Raw genomic sequence first — 17,483 nt, 5'->3', positions numbered from 1 at the left:
ACTCTGCTGAATTGAACGCGAGGCCCCGTGATGGATCGGTGCCGACGAGCCCGGCCTTTCAAATTCCACCGCGGACATGAAAAAAGCTAACAGTGAGAGATAGAATGAATAGAAGACGTTTCCTCGCCTCGGTTCCGCTCGCCCTGTTGTATGTCCGTGCGGGCCAGGCCCTCGCGCAGGTGCCTGCCTCCGCAGGGCTGCGCGTCCTTGCCGACAGGAAGTCGTTCCGATTCGGATCGGCAATCGACCTGCAAAACATCAACGATCCAACCGCTGCCGAGATCTACATCGACAACGTCAATTCAATAACGCCGCGAAACGAGTTGAAGTGGAATTCGACGGAAAAGAGACCGGGTGTTTTCAGCTTCGGCAGCGCCGACCGCATGGTTGCATTTGCGCGCAAAAACAACATGAGGGTTTATGGCCATACGCTGATCTGGTATCGCGTCCCGGGCTGGGTGTCTGACATCAACGACGCAAAGACCATTCAGGCGGCCATGAACCGTCATATAAAACAGGTTGTCACTCGCTATAAGAACTCAATCGATGCATGGGATGTGGTAAACGAACCGTTGGAGTATGATGCACCGGATCTGCGGGATTGTGTTTTCCGACGCCTTCTTGGCGACGATTATATCCGTATGAGTTTCGACATGGCGCACCAGGCCAATCCCGGCGCGACGCTGGTGCTCAACGAAACGCATCTGGAGAAAAAATCCGACGTGTTCGAACAGAAGCGCGCGCGTATCCTGAAAATCGTCGAGGATCTCGTCGCCAAAAAAACGCCGATCAATGCGGTGGGTCTGCAGGCGCATTTCCGCCCCGGACTCGACCGGATCGATCCGGAAGGAATGGGGCGCTTCTGCGCGGCGCTGAAGGACATGGGTGTCGGCGTTTTCATCACCGAACTGGACGCGTCCTGCCACTTCCTGAACCGCGACAAAGCCTTCACGCCGGCATCCTACGCCGATATTTTCAGTGACGTGATCACCGTGGCGGCCGAACATGGCGACTTGAAAGGCGTGACAGTATGGGGCATGTCGGAAAAATACGGCGAGCGCGATGAGAAAGCGGCCGATCCCGCTGCGGCTTGCACGAAGCGCGTTAATCTTTACGACGAAAATAATGCGCCAAGAAGTGCGATCGACGGTATCCGGCGGGCAATAGAGGCGATGTGATGCACAAGACAACGGAGACGCAAACAGATTCATGAAAAAAGCCGTTATTTATGTGGAAAAATTTTTGCCTGCCAGCCAGGCATTTGTTCTCAACCAGGCGGTAGCGTTTCGTTCTTTCGAAGCTGAAATTCTTGCCGGCTCGCGAATTTCTTCGGCGCATACAAAAAAATCCACTGTTCCGGTTCATGACATCCGTCGGTCTCCCATTGCGCGGACCGGTGAACTGCTACTGAAAATCCCGCAGATCGGCCTTCCCTTCCTCTTTCCTGCGATCGGCAAAGCCGATCTCGTTCACGCCCATTTTGGCAAGAACGGGTATGTCATCGGCCCGTTGGCCCGGGCCGCCGGCAAGCCGCTGATCACGACCTTCCACGGCTTCGACGCCACCTATCGCGGCGACCCGAAAAAGCCGGGCGGCTTCAATCAGGTGCGCTTCTTCGCCAAGGGCCGGAACGAGATGGCCGGCTGGAACAGTTGGAACATCGCCGTTTCCGATTTCATCCGAGATCGGCTGCTGGCACTCGGCTTTCCGGCCGAACGCGTCTATCGCCATCATATCGGCATCGATCTCGATCTCTTCAAAATGGAGCCTCGTCCACGAAAAAAAGGGCGCGTGGTTTCAATTGCCCGCTTCGTCGACTATAAGGGCCATCGTTTCATGATCGATGCGCTTTCACGTGTGGCCGCCGCCGGCACTCCGGTCGAATTCGTCATGGTCGGCCAGGGTCCCTTGAAGGAGGAAATCGAAGCACTGGCGCGTCGTTCCTTGCCAAGCGTCACGATCCATGAAAATCTGTCGCAGACTGAGATAAGAGATCTGCTCGCCAGTGCGGAGCTTTATCTCCATGGAAGCGTGACCCTCGACAATGGTCACGCCGAAGCTTTCGGCCTCGCAAATCTCGAGGCGGAAGCCGTCGGTACTCCGGTCGTCGCATTTCGCTCGGGAGGCGTCGGCGAAGCGATCGAAGAGGGGAAAACTGGTTATCTCGTGGAGGAGCGGGATGTCGCAGGAATGGCGGAGGCGGTCGGAAGACTGCTCAACGACCAGGCTCTGTGGACAGCCTTTAGCGCGCGGGCACCGCTTCTGGTGGCCGAACGCTTCGACTTACGTCGTCAGACGGGGACGCTCGAGGACTATTACAGTTCCGTGCTAGACGAATTTTCCAGCCGGGGTCGGACTTGATGGTGCAGACAGGAAAAAAGCCGAAGTGGGGACTGAATGTATTTCGGCCACTGCGGAACGGATTTGTGAAGGCCAAGTGGCTCTACTATACGAAATTCTGGGGAATGGACATCGATCCGACGGCCAGCTTTTCCTTGAGCGTGCGTTTCGACAAGACCAACCCGAAGGGATTGCATATCGGCGCGGAAACTTACGTCGCCTTTGAGGCGGCGATTCTGACCCACGATCTCACGCGCGGGCTCTATCTTCACACGAGGATCGGCAAGCGCTGCTTTATCGGCGCCCGCAGCATCATTCTGCCCGGCGTCGAGATCGGCGACGAATGCGTCATCGGCTCGGGCTCGGTGGTGACCAAGAGCGTGCCGCCGCGCTCGCTCGTCGCGGGCAATCCGGCAAAGATAATCCGCAGCGACATCAAGATCATTTCGCGTTACGGACGCATGGCACGCGAAGACGAGACGGTCTCGCAGATCGTGACGCACTTGCCGACTGGAGAAGCACGATGAAGATGTTTGCCTACCGGGGGAAACACGAGAATTTTGGCGACGAACTGAACCATTGGCTCTGGGAGCGTCTGCTGCCCGGCTTCTTCGATGACGACGAAGGTCAGCTCTTTCTCGGCATCGGCTCGATCCTCTACGACAATTTCGACCCGAACATGCAAAAGATTGTCTTTGGCTCGGGTTATGGCGGCTACACCAACCCGCCGAAAGTCGATCGCAACTGGACGTTTTATTTCGTGCGCGGAAAGAAGACAGCCGAAATCCTCGGCATCGATCCGAGCTACGCCATCGGCGATTCGGGCATCCTCACGCGCAGCTGCTGGGATGCGAAAAGCATCGAGAAGCGTTATCCGGTCTCCTTCATGCCGCATTACGAAAGCGCCATGTACGGCAGCTGGGATAAGGCCTGCGAACTCGCAGGCATTCACTATATCGATCCGCGCTGGCCGGTGGAAAAGGTTCTGACCGAAATCAGCGCATCGCATAAAGTGGTGTCCGAGGCGATGCATGGCTGCATCATCTCAGACGCGCTGCGCGTTCCCTGGCGGGCTATCCGGCCGATCGCGCCGGGGAATCGAGCCAAATGGTACGATTGGGCAAGTGCGCTTGATCTCGAGATCGACTTCGACGCGATTGGCCCGTCAAACCTCGTCGAAGCAGGAGCGTCACTGGTCCGGAAAAACACCTACCTTTTGAAGAACATAACGTTCCGCCACCGCCGCATCCGTCAGCTCACTGGCAATTATGTCTTCGGGTCGACGGTCAAGACGCTGCAGCGGGTGGCGGAGAAACCAGGACAGCTGAGTTCCGACGAGTCCATGATAAATGCGCACAACAGAATGCTGCTGGAGCTGGATCGGCTGAAGCAGGATTTTTCCAAGAAAACGGCAAGCGTCCTGTGATGATGCAAACCGGATTCATGACGAGGCGATAAGGCATGATCCTTTCAAACTCCACCAACACTCCCTCCTCCCGCAAGGGGGGCAAGCACTTTGGATGGGCGCTCGGCCCGCTTAGACGGTCAGTATCCTTGACGTGCGGAGCCGTTCGACCATGAGCAGTGTTACCGATCGACTGATTCAAGGCAGCATGTGGCTGAGCCTATCCCGCGCCATCGTCAACGGGCTCTCGGCGCTCAGCACCTTCGTTCTCGCCTGGTACCTCGCACCGGCCGACTTCGGTCTCGTTGCCATTGCAACGACGATCCAGGTCATCTTGAGCTCCGTCACCGAACTCTCACTCAACCAGGCGCTCATTCGTCACGAGGCGCCGAGCGAGGTTCATTTCAGTGCGGTTTGGACGTTGAGCGTCACAAGAAGTGCGATCTTGGCGTTGCTGTTTGCCGCCAGTGCCTATCCAATAGCCGAATTTTATAACGAGCCCCGGCTGACAAGCGTCATGCTTGCTTTGAGTTTCAGCTTGCTCCTGAGTGGTCTCGCCAATCCGCGTCGCGTCATGCTCCAGCGTGATCTGATCTTCTGGCAAGAATTCGTTCTCAACGTATCGCAAAAGCTGGTTGGCTTTGTCGTGACGGTGGCAATCGCTGCCATCTACCAGAGCTACTGGGCTCTCGTTCTTGGTACCCTCGCCTATCAGATTACCAATATCATCGTTTCCTACACCGTCTTGCCATTCTGGCCACGGGTGACCTTCCGGCATGCGCGAGAATTGTTTTCGTTCTCGCTCTGGCTGACGGCCGGACAGATCGTCAACACCCTGAACTGGCGGGTCGAGTATCTGTTAATTGGCAAGATGCTGGGCGCCACGCAGCTCGGCCATTATACCGTCGGCAACACCCTTTCGACTCTGCCGACGCGCGAGGCGACGGCGCCGTTGAACCAGACGATTTACCCGGGCTTTTCGAAAGTCCGCAACGACCCGGTCCGGCTTGTCGCCGCCTATCAGCGTGCACAGGCGCTTCTGGCGGCGGTGGCGCTTCCGGCCGGAATCGGGATGGCAGTCGTAGCTGATCCGATGATGCGGCTTGCCTTGGGGGAAAAGTGGGTTCCCGCCATCTTCATCGTACAGGCACTCGCATCGGTCTTCGCTCTGCAGACCCTCGGTTCGCTCGTCCAGCCGCTGGGCATGGCAAAGGGCCATACCAAGATGCTGTTCATCCGCGACACGCAGATGCTGGTGGTCCGCGTGCCCATCATCATCGCCGGTCTGATGATGGCCGGGCTTCCGGGCGTCGTTTATGCCCGCGTGTTGACGGGTCTGATTTCCACCGTAGTCAACATGCTTCTCGTCAAGCGCTTGATCAATCTGCCATTCTTCCAGCAGCTCGCGGCAAACTTCCGCGCGCTTGCCAGCGTTGCCTTGATGGCTGCCGGCGTCTGGGGATTGTCGCATCTTCTGAACACCCCTACCGACAAGCTGGCGCTGGCACTCCACCTGGCCATCCTCGTCGTCACCGGCGGCATTCTCTATCTCGGTTCCAGCTTTGTCCTTTGGCTCGCGATGAAGAAGCCAAATGGCCCGGAAACCGAAGTTCAGCGTATCTTTGTCAAGTTCCTGTCAAAAGCCAAACGTATGGCCGTACCCAAGTCGGCCTAAAAGCTAAACGAACATCAACAAGCGAGGCAGAATGACCAGCCAATCCAGAACGGAGCTGATCGCAAAACTTAATGGTATCATCCACGATTGCCTGAAAGACTATGTCTCACGCGATGAACCGCTTGCAATCCTCGATTTTCCCGACATCCGCAATTGCGGCGACTCCGCAATCTGGCTGGGCGAAATGGCCTATCTGAAGGATCGCTTCGGCAAACGCCCGGACTATGTTTCGAGAACGGCGGACTTTTCTGCAGATGAGCTGAAAAAGCGCGTGCCGACCGGTCCGATTTTCATTCATGGAGGAGGCAATTTCGGCGACATCTGGGTTTCCCACCAGGATTTCCGCGAAGCCATCATGGAGCGTTTCCCGGATCGGCAGATCGTCCAGTTTCCGCAGTCTATTCACTACAGTTCACCTGAGCGCATCGAGCAATCTGCACGCGCAATCGCGCGTCATAAGAATTTCGTGCTGCTCGTGCGCGACGAAGAATCGAAGGAATTTTCCGAGAAGCACTTCGACTGCACCGTACGGCTATGCCCCGACATGGCCTTCGCCATCGGGCCGCTGCCGGACAGGGCAACGCAGATTTCCGTCCTCGCCATGCTGCGAGAGGATGCGGAACGGGTTGGCGGCACCGATCGCAAGATCCCTTCTGATATTCCTGTGGAGGACTGGATCACCGAGTCGAAACGCAAGGTTGATATCGCCAAGAAATTGGGGGCAGCTTCGGCTTTCCTGGCACTGAAGCCGAGCGAAGTGGCATTGCGCAAGCTGGACGCGGCGGCGCACAACCGCTTCGAGCGCGGCATCAGCCAGATTTCACGCGCCCGCGCCATCGTCACCGATCGCCTGCACGTTCATATCTGCTCGCTGCTGCTTGGTCGGCCGCATGCCGTATTGGACAACAGCTACGGAAAGATCCGCCGCTTCATGAATGCCTTCTCCGGCGGGACGGACCTTTCTTACAAGGCAACGTCGCTTGAAGATGGAATCGAATGGGCGCGTCACCAGGCCGGGCAAGGAGCTCGCGGATGACGGAGACGCTGCGCGCTTGCAGGATCAGGAGGTAATCCGATGACCCTTGTCACCTTCATTATCCCGGTTAGACATCAGGACAATGCCCGCGACTGGAGCAGGCTGAAGGCAAATCTGACCCAGACCGTGGCCTCAATTTCCAACCAGACCAATGGGGACTGGCGTGGCATCATCGTGGCCAACGAAGGCGCCGATCTGCCAGACCTGCCGGAGAAATTCTCTGCCGTGCGTGTCACCTTTCCGCCGAACGACCTGCATGAGCTTGGAAAGGGCAGCAAGGAAGACTTCCTTGATGCCTTCCGGGCAGACAAAGGCCGTCGCGTTCTAAGTGGCATGTTGACCGCCACCGACAGTCGCTTCTTCATGATTGTCGATGACGACGATTTTGTCAGCTCTCGGATCGTTCAACACGTGTCCGAGAATCGAAACGCCAACGGATGGACGATCGACCATGGTTATATCTGGGACGATGGCGGTAGTTTCCTGTTTGGCCACGACGACTTCAGTCATCTTTGCGGTACCTCGTTGATTATTCGCGCCGATCTCTACCAACTGCCGACCCGGTTTGAAGATGCTTCGCTCGACTGGATCAAGTCGATGCTGGGCAGCCACGTCCGCATAGCGGATATTCTTGCGCAACGGGGAGCACCGCTCACGCAGCTTCCCTTTCGCGGGGCGGTCTATCGGGTCGCCCATGGCGGATCGCATAGTCAGGCACCGAGCCTGCTGCGGCAGTATTTCCTCAACCGCGGCGTACTCACCAAACCGCGGCGGTGGTTGCGCAATCTTCGTAAGCTGAGGGTAGTCGGCGAGGGTCACAGGCGCGAGTTTTTCGGCAAGACACGGTCGAACCCCGCGTAACAGCCGATCTCGTTCGAACATCGCACAGGCAGTCAAAATATGAAGCTTTTCTCTTTCGACTTCACCAAGAGGGTTGGTAACTGATGTCGGATCTATTGGTCAGCGTGCTCTTTTCATCCTACAATGGCGCCAGCCGCCGGCTGCGCCATACTTTGGATTCCTTGATGCGCCAGGAGCTTCCCCATGATCGATGGGAATTGATTGCTGTCGACAACAATAGCAATGACGATACGTTTGATCTTTTGAAATCGTACAGCGAGAAGCTTCCCATCACCATCCTGCAGCAGCGCAAGCCCGGAAAATCCGGCGCGCTGAATTTTGCTTTGGATCGGGTCAAGGGCGATCTCATTGTCTTTACGGACGACGACATCCGCGCGGAACCCAACTGGCTGCAGGCGATCGTCGACTGCGCCATCGCCCATCCGGGTTATGGTGTGTTCGGAGGCAGAATCGTCCCCGATTGGGAAAAGGAGCCGAAGGGCCGCTTTATCGATTGGATTCCCATGGGATCCACGTTTGCGATCGTCGATGAAACGCAAAGCGGACCGTGTGACCCGACGAAAGTCTGGGGTCCCAACACGATCATTCGGCGAGAGTTGCTCGGAACAAGCGTCCGCTACCGGGAAGATATCGGCCCTCTTCCAGGAAAGATATTTGCCATGGGCGAAGATGCGGAAATCATCATTCGTCTGGCCGCAAATGGCGCCAAATCCTATCGATGCGCAGAGGCCGTGGTTCATCACTGGATACCGGCATCAAGTGTCACCGAGGATTGGGTGCAGAAACGAGGCGAACGGCTTGGCTATGGCATGCCGGCGCTTTTTCCCGACGAGGTGCCTGCAGGGGTGAGGCTGAGCGGAGTTCCGCTACCGATCTGGATCGAAAGCGCGCAGTGGGCATTTCGGGCAGCCATGCTCTATCTCTTGCCGCAATCGAAGAAGCGTTTCTGGGCTATCTGGAAATATTACTACATGCGTGGATATCGTGCTGGAATTCGCCGATATGCGCCCCAGACGCTCGCGCGGTGATCGATTGGCCCAGGAGGCAGTAATTTGAAACTCTCGGTGCTCGTCAACAATTTCAATTATGGTCGCTTTTTGCGTCCATGCATCGACAGCGTTTTGTCGCAGGCCTATCCCGACTTCGAAGTGGTGGTGGTCGACGACGGATCGACGGACGATTCCCGTGAGATCCTTGCCTCCTACGGGGAACAGATCCTGACGGTATTGAAGGAAAATGGTGGCCAGGCCTCGAGCTTCAATGCGGGTTTTGCGGCCGCAAGCGGCGATATCCTCTTTCTCCTCGATGCCGATGATGCATTTTTGCCGGGCAAGCTCGCTCGTATCGCCGAGATCTACGATCGCAACGAGATCGACTGGTGCTTCGACCGGGTGACGACCGAGGAAAGCGACCAGCCTCCTGCAGAGCTGCAAGTGACACAGTTCGACAAGCGGGACACGCTTCGCAGGGGTGGCTTTCCCTCGCTTCCGGTTCCGACATCGGGCCTGAGCTTCCGCCGCAATCTGCTGTCCCAGATACTGCCGATGTCCGTCGCGACAGACGTCGTGCTCAGCGACAATTATATCAAGTTTGCCGCTGCCTTTCTCGGCCGCGGCGCGATCGTCGAAACACCGCTGACGTTTCAGCGCATTCATGAGTCGAACCGCTACACCGGCACAAGCAGGGCAAAGACACTGCGCCCGCGGATCATGATCGCGACTGGGCTGGAACTGGCACGCCGCTATGAGGGGCTGCAGGCACTCGGCAAGAGCCTGGTGGCCGGCGGAATTGCCGAAACGACATCGTTGCTGAAGCTGCGGGGCGAAGCTCGCAATACGGTGGCCGGCGGTCCGTTCGGCGATGCTGCCGCGACCGAAGTGGCCTTGATGGCGGCGCGTAAGCGTTTGGGAAATATGCTGCGGAAAGGACAGTCATGAATCAGCAGGAGACTTTTCCGCATTCATCCGTGGGCACGGAAGCAAGCGCCGTACCGTTGAAGATCGCCGTCGGTGTGCTGACCTATCGGCGCCTCGACGGGATCGCCAAGTTGCTTGACGTCATGACGCGCCAGGTCAGGCACCCGGCCCGCCCCTATGATCTCACCATGGTGATCGTGGATAATGATGCGGCCGGCAGCGCAAGAGCTACGGTAGAGAGCTTTGGCCAGACAGGTGCCTACGACCTGATCTACGTCATCGAACAAAACCAGGGCATACCCTTTGCACGCAATCGCGCACTGGATTCGGCACCTCCAGGCACCGACCTCTTCTGCTTTCTCGACGATGACGAATGGCCGGTCGACGGCTGGCTGGATGCGATGCTGGAGACACGGGAGAAAACCCGCGCCGATTGCGTCTATGGCCCAGTCCAACCGGTCTATCCCGAAAACCCGCCGGAATATTTCATCAAGGCACGGGTGTTCGAGCGCAAGAAGAACAAGGACGGTCAATCCATTTCTTATGCGGCATCGAACAACGTCATGTTCGACTATCCTCTGATCCGCTCATGGAATCTGCGTTTTGAAGAGAAGATGCGCTTCACCGGGGGCACGGATTACCTTTTCTTCAACCAAGCCATCCGCCGTGGCATGCAGGTCTTCTGGGCTGACAAGGCGCTTGTCCATGATATCGTTCCGGCTAGCCGGATGACCTGGAAATGGGTATTGCAAAGACAATACCGGCTCGGCAATACCTTCGCAGTCAGCGAGGTCCTGCATGGCAACCTCAAGCGCCGGATCTATCGCGGCGCCTATGGCGCCTCGAGAGTTATGCTTGGGCTCTTCATGCTACCCTCGATCTTGATTTCACCCTATTGGGGCATGCGAGCCCTCACCCACGTTTTACGCGGCGCGGGCATGGTTAATGGGATTCTCGGACATGCATACCAGGAATACAAGCCCAATGCCGCTCTCTGATATTGTTTGCGCACGCGCCCTTGGAAGAGTTCTGACCCTTATTATCTTCCAGCTGAAACATCACAAGTGATTGGCTGTCCATGAACTTCAAGGCTTCAATCAACCGGGCCAAAAATGGTACACTTCTATTGAACTATCGTGACACAATCGCTGTTCGAACAGAACGGCTTTCGCTCTTATCCATCGGTCAAATATAGGAGATGCCTGTCTATGACTGAGAAAAAATTGAAGGTTCTCGCTGCCTCGTCGGGAGGCGGTCACTGGGAACAGCTGATGGCCATGCGCGGCGCATTCGAGGGCTGCGATATCGTCTTCGCAACGACCATCCCCGGACTGCTTGCAAAATACGACATTCGGGGCGGACTAGTCCTTCCCGATTGCAGCCGCGACTCGATTACCATGTCGATCCGGTGCTTTTTCACCGCCTTCTCCATCGTCATCAAGCAGAGGCCCGACGTCATCATCTCGACCGGTGCCGCACCCGGCCTTTTTTGCCTGCTGGCCGGCAAATTGACGGGCAAGCGGACGATCTGGATCGATAGCGTCGCCAATGTCGAGAAGCTGTCCCTATCGGGTAAATTGGCCGGCCATATTGCGACGCTCTGGCTCACGCAATGGCAACATCTGTCGAGGCCGGATGGCCCCCATTACGCAGGAGCTGTCCTTTGATCCTTGTCACCGTTGGAACGCAGCTGCCGTTTGATCGCCTCGTCAAGGCTGTCGACACGTTCGCAAACGAACTGTCGAAACCGGTTCTGGCGCAGATCGGCAAGGGCACCTACACGCCACAGAATATGAAATGGATCAAGAATATCGAGCCCAAAGACTTTGATAACGTCTTTCGCGATGCAAGTGTCATCGTCTCTCATGCGGGAATTGGCACTGTGCTTACGGCCAAGCGTTTTGGGAAGCCGATCATTCTCGTTCCTCGCCAGGCGGCTCTCGGCGAACACCGAAACGATCATCAGCTCGCCACGGTGAGCCAGCTCGTGGGCCGGCCGGGCATCTATGTCGCAAACACCGATGACGATCTCCGAAACTATCTGCTCGAAGAGCTGGATAGCCCATCTCACGAAGATTCGTCGGAAGCCGGTCGGGCTTCACTGGTCACCTACCTGAAAAACTATATTACGACAGTCTGACCCCCAAGAGCCGTCACAGACTTTGACGCTGACGAGCGAATATTTTCATTCTCCGCAATTTTTGCCGGCGATACGTTTGATGAGTTCAGGCGCGATGATTTTGGAGGCCATGTCGGGCTGAGGATGCCCGCCATCAGGAATCGCCGTGGCCAGATCATCCGGCGTCAGACGCTCCCAGTTGGGCCGGTGGTCGATAAACTCCAGACCACGTTTTTCCGCCTCTGCCTGATGGGCTGAGACATAAGTGTCGACAAAGGGACGGATCAGCCCACGCAATCCTGAAAATGGATTCATGGCCATGACAATGATCCGCGCTTGCGGCAGGCGCTGCCGGAGCTGGTCGAGGATATCGCCGATATTCTTTCGGCTTTGCGCAAGCGACACGAACCGATGCAATGTCGCATCGTTGGCATAGAGTTCAATCAGGATGATATCCGGCTGCGTGGCAATGACGCGATCAACTTGGGCAAGGGCCCATAGTGACGTCTCGCCGCTCTTTGCAACGCTCTCGACTTTCACGGGCCTTTGCAGGCAGGCTGAAAGCCCTGTCTCGAGAGCGGACTGCCATCCCCCGCGGGCCGTCAAGGATGTTCCGAAAGCCACTATTTTCAGCGGTTGTGGACTATCGGCATGGCCGCTTTTGACCGCTGAAAACATCACCAGACACGCCAGAAACAGAACCAATCCATAAACCGGTCGCCTCGCAGTCGGCCCGGCTCGCCAAGGCAGCAAACACATCATGGGGAGACCTTGCAGCAGGCTTGTGACAATTTCGTGAAATGGCCGATCATGCCCCTTCGAGCAAGGCGAAACTATCCAACCTCACCTTGGCGGATGGCTGCTTTGGGACGCCGAGGATATTAACGACGTGAAACAGCCGCCAATCACTCCTGGCGAAATACGTGCTGCATCTGATCGGTCAGCGGCTTCGTCAGATAGGATATTACGGTCCGGTCGCCGATCTTGATAAAGACCTCGGCCGGCATGCCCGGATAGAGCTTTATCGTCTTCATCCTGGCAATGCTTTCAGCCTTCGGCTTGACGCGCAGCGGATAGTAACTGATGCCTGTGCGCTCATCCTTGACGATATCGGGCGCGATCGAGGTAATCTCACCGCTCACATCAGGCGTCGTGCGTTGATCGAAAGCGCTGAAACGCACATCGACGGACTGGCCGACGTGAACCTGGTCAATATCGCGGGTGGCGACTTTCGCCTCGACCATAAGTTCGTTATTTTCGGGAACGACGAGCATCAACGTCTGACCGGGATCAATGACACCATTGACGGTGTGAACCGAAAGTTCGTGAACTCGCCCCGTCAACGGTGCGGTAATGTCGAGACGGTGCAGCTGATCGAGCGCCGTTCCGCGGCGCTCTTCATATTCGGCGATCTGCGCCTCGACGTCGGTCAGGTCCTTTGCGATCTCCGAACGACGATCCTCATCCAGCTGGATCGATTGGCGATCGATCTCGATTGCCTTACCTTCGGCCTCCGCCTTAGCTGCGATTTCCTGGCCGCTATTGCCCTGGAGATCGGCGCGGGCGCGCTTGAGCGTATTCAAACGCTGAAGCGTGACGAGCCCCTTCTTGTAGAGCGTATCAATGCCCTCGAGCTCCTGTTCGATCAAGCCCAAGGCATCGTTGGTGGCATTGATCTGAACGACCAACCCCTTTACCTGCTCGCCCAGTTGGTCCTTGCGCGATGCCAACTGGCTCTTCATTCCGATAAGCGCCGTCCTGCGACTGTCGAACAACTTCTGCTCGCCATCGAGAAGCTTCGCCGCGGAGGTGCTGGAAGTCAGATCGCTGATGTTTTCCTCGACCTCGAACGAATCGGCGCCGATTCGTTCCGCCTTCAGACGGGCGCGGCGTGCATAAAGCTGAGCGAGCGTGCTTTCGACAATCGAGAGGTTCGCTCTTGTCGTCGTCCCATCGAGCCGTATCAGCACCTGCCCTGCCGTCACATGGTCGTTTTCGGAGACTAGCAATTCCGACACGATACCGCCTGTCAGGTGCTGGACCTTCTTGACATCACCGTCGACGACGATCACGCCCTCGCCGATGACTGCGCTCGAAAGCTCTGTCGTCGCCGCCCAACCGCCAATGCCGCAAACGAGGGCTATCGACAACACACCGACAACGGCAACATGCCGATTGAGGGAGCGTTTCGATTCACTGATAACTTTATTCACAATCTTCCCTCTGGCCTATTCGGCCGCATTCATGCCGTCGACCACGACTTTAAGCTGAGCCACGCGCTCGGCAATCGGCGTGCGCGCCGCTTCCGGCCGGCTGACCCTTGCGAGAACTTCCTCTTTGGGACCGAACGCGATCATGCGGCCATCCTGCATCATCAGCACGAAGTCGCAGACCGCCAGAACGCCGGACCGATGTGCGATGACAACGACAATGCCGCCGCGTGCACGCACGCTCATGATCGCGGCACTCAGCGCCCGCTCGCCTTCCTCGTCGAGATTGGAGTTCGGTTCGTCGAGCACGACGAGGAATGGTTCGCCGTAAAGCGCTCTTGCAAGCGCGATACGCTGCCTCTGGCCGGCTGAAAGCGCGGCACCACCTTCGCCGATTTCGGTTTCATAACCGTTCGGCAGACGAAGAATGAGATCGTGAACACGCGCCGCCCTCGCTGCGGCAACCACCGTCTCTGGCGACATTTCCTTCGCGAAACGGCAGATATTCTGCGCGACGGTCCCCGAGAAAAGCTCCACATCCTGCGGGAGATAACCAATATGCCGGCCAAGTGCGTCACCGTCCCACTGGTCGAGTGCCGCGCCATCGAGGCGAATGGATCCTCTGACTGTCGGCCAGATGCCCATCATCGCCCGCGCCAGCGACGACTTACCCGAGGCACTGTAACCAATGACCCCAAGCGCGCTCCCTGCCCGTAAGCCGAAGCTGACATCGGAGATGACCAGGCGCTGGCCCGCTGGCGGTCCGCTTGCCAAGCCCTCGACGGTGACTTGCTTGGTGGGAGCCGCGAGCGCAAGGGGGGCTGGAATCTCAGGAATGGTTTTCAGCAGGCTCGAAAGCCGCGCCCAACTCTGCTGGGCAGAAACGAAACCACGCCAATTTCCGATCGCCGCTTCGACAGGCGCCAGGGCGCGAGAGGTCAATATCGAGCCGGCGATGATAATTCCCGAAGAAGCCTGTCCTTGGATGACCAGAATTGCGCCGGTCGCGAGCGTTCCCGATTGCAAAGCAATACGGAAAATCTTCGACAAGGTGGCATACCCATTGCCGACATCCGATGCCTGCCGGGTGATCGTCCGGTATTCACTGTTCTTGCGGTCCCAGATCTCGGCCATCGTACCCGCCATGCCCATGGCGTGAATGACCTCGGAATTGCGGATCGAGGTCTGCGCAAAGGCATTTCGCATATTGGCGGAGTCAGACTGCTTTTTTGAGAGCGTACGCGTTCCCTGATTGGTCAGGAACGTCAGAATGGCGAGAACCAGCGATCCACCGATCGCGATATATCCGATCGCCGGATGAAAGAGGAAGCAGATCACGATATAAAACGGCAACCAGGGCAGATCGAACATCGCCGTCGGGCCCATGCCGGACAGGAAGGTTCTGATCTGGTCGAAGTCGCGCAGCGGCTGAAGCCCGTCGCCGCCGATCTTGACCTTCAACGGAGCCTTGATCAGCGCCCGGAACACACGTCCGTTTACCATCTCGTCAAGCGCGCCGGCAACACGCACGAGCATCCTGCTTCGCAGAACCTCGAACGCTCCTTGGAAGACGTAAAGCATTAATGCAAGTATTGCCAGGACCGCCAGCGAGGGTATGCTTTTGCTGGGGATGACCCGGTCATACACCTCAAGCATAAAAAATGAACTTGTAAGATAGAGGATATTGATAAGCGCGCTTGCTATTCCAATGAAGACAAGTCCCCCCTTGCATTTCCTCAATGCTTTGGATGGCTCGCTGACATCAGCTGCTGAACTCTGAAACACGAAGTAATCCCTCTCTTACCGCATCGCACGAAAGCAAATATGCCCGCGCACACTCTAGCTCCGGGTCCATCAAGCCCGATCAATGACACGACTGCCTTGGACCCCGACACGGCGCCGGACCCGCTTGCAAGCCCACGACCTATTACATGAATCCAACCAAAAAGTGACCAAAAATTCCAATTTATAACGAGCGGTTTCAGGGATTCTGACTTGACGCTACGCTAAATATACCAACCTAAGCAAGTGAAAATCGCAAATTGCCCAACAACGGCGCAGAGGAATGAACGCGTCGCGCGCATATGGGCGACGTTTACTGAGGCATTAACTATAAATTCAATCTATAGTTCATTTTTCCTATGAACGGCGGAAATATTTTTTTATCCGCATCTCCCCGGCCTTCGACCGCCGACACCCCTTCATCATCAAGCTTTCAAGTGTTGAACAGCGGGGCCGGCGCTCTCTAAATTTGGCGTGATTCAAACCAGCAGGTGCGACGCTTGGCTGCTATGGAACGCGTCCACATTGATATACACGCCGAGCGAGTCGGTATCGATGTGAGAAGCGCCGTCAGAAATCTTGTATTGGAAGGATTCACTGACCTTTCCGCTGAGACCGGCGATTTTTACCGCATCGACGGTATAGGTGTAATCACCATCGCTCTCCACGTGGATGACGCCGTATTTCCCGGTCAGCGTCAGGCCATGCTTATCCACTGCACTGTCACCGAAGCGACGAAGCAGCACGGTTCCATTGATTGCGCTATCGTTTTCGAGAAGGTTGCCATGATAGGCGCTGCCCGTGTCCGTGGAGATTTTCAGGCTGTCATGGGCTGCGACAATCCTGGGAACGGCGACGGTGGGTGCGGTCGGAACCTGCGCTTCGGCCGCGGGCGCCGGAGTGCTTGTCTGCGTCGGTGTTGACGGTTCGACATACGGCTCCACAACCGGCGTGGTAGGCGTCTGCTCATTGTTGGACTGGGTGTTGCCAGTCGCAGCGTCGACTTCGGCCTGCGCTTGCTCCAGCGTCTTATTGTCGTTGATCGAGAAGGTGCTCTGGAGGACAATTGCGACCGGCATCGTCAGCGTCGACACCGCGCTGTCGATGATATTATCATAGAAAGAGCCGGATGCAGGCCTGTCGACCTTCAGCGCCGAGGACGACAGGTCGTCAAAGACATTACCATAAATATCGATATCGGTGCGTGTATAACTTGGGTAACCTGCAGCGCTGATCGACACGCCCCAGACGCCGTCATGAATATAGTTTCCACTGATATCGTAATTTGTCGCATTGCCCTGATCGCCAAGGCCGATACCGTAGGACCAACTATAGCCGCCGTATCCCGAGATGTCGTTGTCGTGGATGGCGATATTCGTGCCCGCGTTGGCACCTATCCCGAAACCGCCGCCGATCACGGTGTTGTCCTCGACCGCTGCATCCACAGCCCGAACAAGCACCAGGACGCCCTTTGCGCTATTGGTCTCCGTCTGCTCTAGGTGGTTACCCTTGATCAGGATATTGCTGCTGTCGTTCAACTGAACGGCGTCTGCCGCAGCGCCCTGGCTGTTGATGACCAGATTATTAACGATGGTAACGCCAATCACTTTATCCATCCAGATGCCGTCTCCATTTACCCCGGAAATCTTGCTGTTCTCGATGGTAATGTTCTGGCTGCTCTGGAAATTGACGGAACCGGGCTTGCCGGCAAGTCCGGTATTTTCGACCTCGACGTTGCGGACGGTCCAGTTGGAGACATTTCCCGCATATATCGCCGCACCCCCGGTATCAGCAATCTTGATGTTCTCCACGATGATGTTTGAAGCCTTCGAGCCGTGGATACCGTCATTGCTGCTGTGAATAACCGGCGCATCGCCAACGCCGTAACTGCCAATTGTAATCGGAGAACTGACAGTGCCGGAGTATTTCAGGTCGAATTGCTCGTTAAACACGCTTCCGGCGGCAAGCAGCACGCTGTCTCCCGGCTTTAGCCTCAGGGATTCGACAGCGGAAAGCGTCGCGAAAGCCGACTGCTCGCTCACTCCACTGTTCTGATTGGATCCTGTTGCCGAATTTACATAGTAGACGGTCACGCCGTGATCTCCCAAAGATACTGGAAAATCTTTTAACCGCGGACCT

General features: G+C 56.7%; 16 protein-coding genes. 12 read left to right on the top strand and 4 right to left on the bottom strand.

Annotation, left to right across the window (positions count from 1 at the left end; translation table 11 throughout):
* Positions 1-104: 104 nt before the first annotated feature.
* From ACM5SV_RS22210 to ACM5SV_RS22155, 12 genes are all read left to right on the top strand, one after another.
* A complete protein-coding gene (locus ACM5SV_RS22210) occupies positions 105-1,178 on the top strand; it encodes an endo-1,4-beta-xylanase (protein WP_026157451.1) in 1,074 nt (357 codons plus the stop codon).
* A gap of 31 nt (positions 1,179-1,209) precedes the next feature.
* A complete protein-coding gene (locus ACM5SV_RS22205) occupies positions 1,210-2,361 on the top strand; it encodes a glycosyltransferase (RefSeq protein ID WP_222015898.1) in 1,152 nt (383 codons plus the stop codon).
* A complete protein-coding gene (locus tag ACM5SV_RS22200) occupies positions 2,361-2,867 on the top strand; it encodes an acyltransferase (RefSeq protein WP_003561851.1) in 507 nt (168 codons plus the stop codon). The genes ACM5SV_RS22205 and ACM5SV_RS22200 overlap by 1 nt, the downstream gene beginning before the upstream one ends.
* The gene (pssM, locus tag ACM5SV_RS22195) at positions 2,864-3,766 is read left to right on the top strand and encodes an exopolysaccharide glucosyl ketal-pyruvate-transferase (protein WP_012758606.1); all 903 of its coding nucleotides are present in this window, start codon (positions 2,864-2,866) and stop codon (positions 3,764-3,766) included. The genes ACM5SV_RS22200 and pssM overlap by 4 nt, the downstream gene beginning before the upstream one ends.
* A gap of 151 nt (positions 3,767-3,917) precedes the next feature.
* Entirely contained in the window at positions 3,918-5,420 is a 1,503-nt protein-coding gene (locus ACM5SV_RS22190) for a lipopolysaccharide biosynthesis protein (protein WP_003561854.1), read from the top strand.
* Between the two features lie 31 nt (positions 5,421-5,451).
* Positions 5,452-6,456 (top strand): polysaccharide pyruvyl transferase family protein, encoded by a 1,005-nt coding sequence (locus tag ACM5SV_RS22185; RefSeq protein WP_419425396.1) that lies wholly within the window; start codon positions 5,452-5,454, stop codon positions 6,454-6,456.
* Between the two features lie 39 nt (positions 6,457-6,495).
* Positions 6,496-7,317: a hypothetical protein gene (locus ACM5SV_RS22180; protein WP_012758608.1), complete on the top strand. Its 822-nt coding sequence runs from the start codon at positions 6,496-6,498 to the stop codon at positions 7,315-7,317.
* Positions 7,318-7,400: 83 nt separating this feature from the next.
* Complete coding sequence (locus ACM5SV_RS22175) at positions 7,401-8,345, top strand: glycosyltransferase (protein ID WP_222015896.1); 945 nt, start codon at positions 7,401-7,403, stop codon at positions 8,343-8,345.
* Positions 8,346-8,369: 24 nt separating this feature from the next.
* Positions 8,370-9,254 (top strand): glycosyltransferase family 2 protein, encoded by an 885-nt coding sequence (locus ACM5SV_RS22170; protein ID WP_113546077.1) that lies wholly within the window; start codon positions 8,370-8,372, stop codon positions 9,252-9,254.
* A complete protein-coding gene (locus tag ACM5SV_RS22165) occupies positions 9,251-10,231 on the top strand; it encodes a glycosyltransferase family A protein (protein ID WP_113546078.1) in 981 nt (326 codons plus the stop codon). The genes ACM5SV_RS22170 and ACM5SV_RS22165 overlap by 4 nt, the downstream gene beginning before the upstream one ends.
* Positions 10,232-10,441: 210 nt before the next feature.
* A complete protein-coding gene (locus tag ACM5SV_RS22160) occupies positions 10,442-10,900 on the top strand; it encodes a glucuronosyltransferase (protein ID WP_033180050.1) in 459 nt (152 codons plus the stop codon).
* The gene (locus ACM5SV_RS22155; protein ID WP_003561862.1) at positions 10,897-11,373 is read left to right on the top strand and encodes a glycosyltransferase; all 477 of its coding nucleotides are present in this window, start codon (positions 10,897-10,899) and stop codon (positions 11,371-11,373) included. Before ACM5SV_RS22160 ends, ACM5SV_RS22155 begins: the two co-directional genes overlap by 4 nt.
* A 45-nt stretch (positions 11,374-11,418) precedes the next feature.
* Here the strand turns inward: ACM5SV_RS22155 and ACM5SV_RS22150 are convergent, their stop codons facing one another.
* The 4 genes from ACM5SV_RS22150 to ACM5SV_RS22135 form a co-directional block, all read right to left on the bottom strand.
* Positions 11,419-12,114, bottom strand: coding sequence for an SGNH/GDSL hydrolase family protein (locus ACM5SV_RS22150; RefSeq protein WP_222015893.1), 696 nt, complete (start codon positions 12,112-12,114; stop codon positions 11,419-11,421).
* A gap of 143 nt (positions 12,115-12,257) precedes the next feature.
* Entirely contained in the window at positions 12,258-13,565 is a 1,308-nt protein-coding gene (locus ACM5SV_RS22145; RefSeq protein WP_012758614.1) for an HlyD family type I secretion periplasmic adaptor subunit, read from the bottom strand.
* 15 nt (positions 13,566-13,580) lie between these two features.
* A complete protein-coding gene (locus tag ACM5SV_RS22140; protein WP_012758615.1) occupies positions 13,581-15,347 on the bottom strand; it encodes a type I secretion system permease/ATPase in 1,767 nt (588 codons plus the stop codon).
* A 476-nt stretch (positions 15,348-15,823) separates the two neighbouring features.
* The gene (locus tag ACM5SV_RS22135; RefSeq protein ID WP_012758616.1) at positions 15,824-17,437 is read right to left on the bottom strand and encodes a right-handed parallel beta-helix repeat-containing protein; all 1,614 of its coding nucleotides are present in this window, start codon (positions 17,435-17,437) and stop codon (positions 15,824-15,826) included.
* Positions 17,438-17,483: the final 46 nt, after the last annotated feature.

It is taken from the genome of Rhizobium sp. CRRU65, from assembly GCF_048551595.1.
GTDB lineage: Bacteria > Pseudomonadota > Alphaproteobacteria > Rhizobiales > Rhizobiaceae > Rhizobium > Rhizobium leguminosarum_J.
This window is presented reverse-complemented; position numbering and strand designations above follow the sequence as displayed.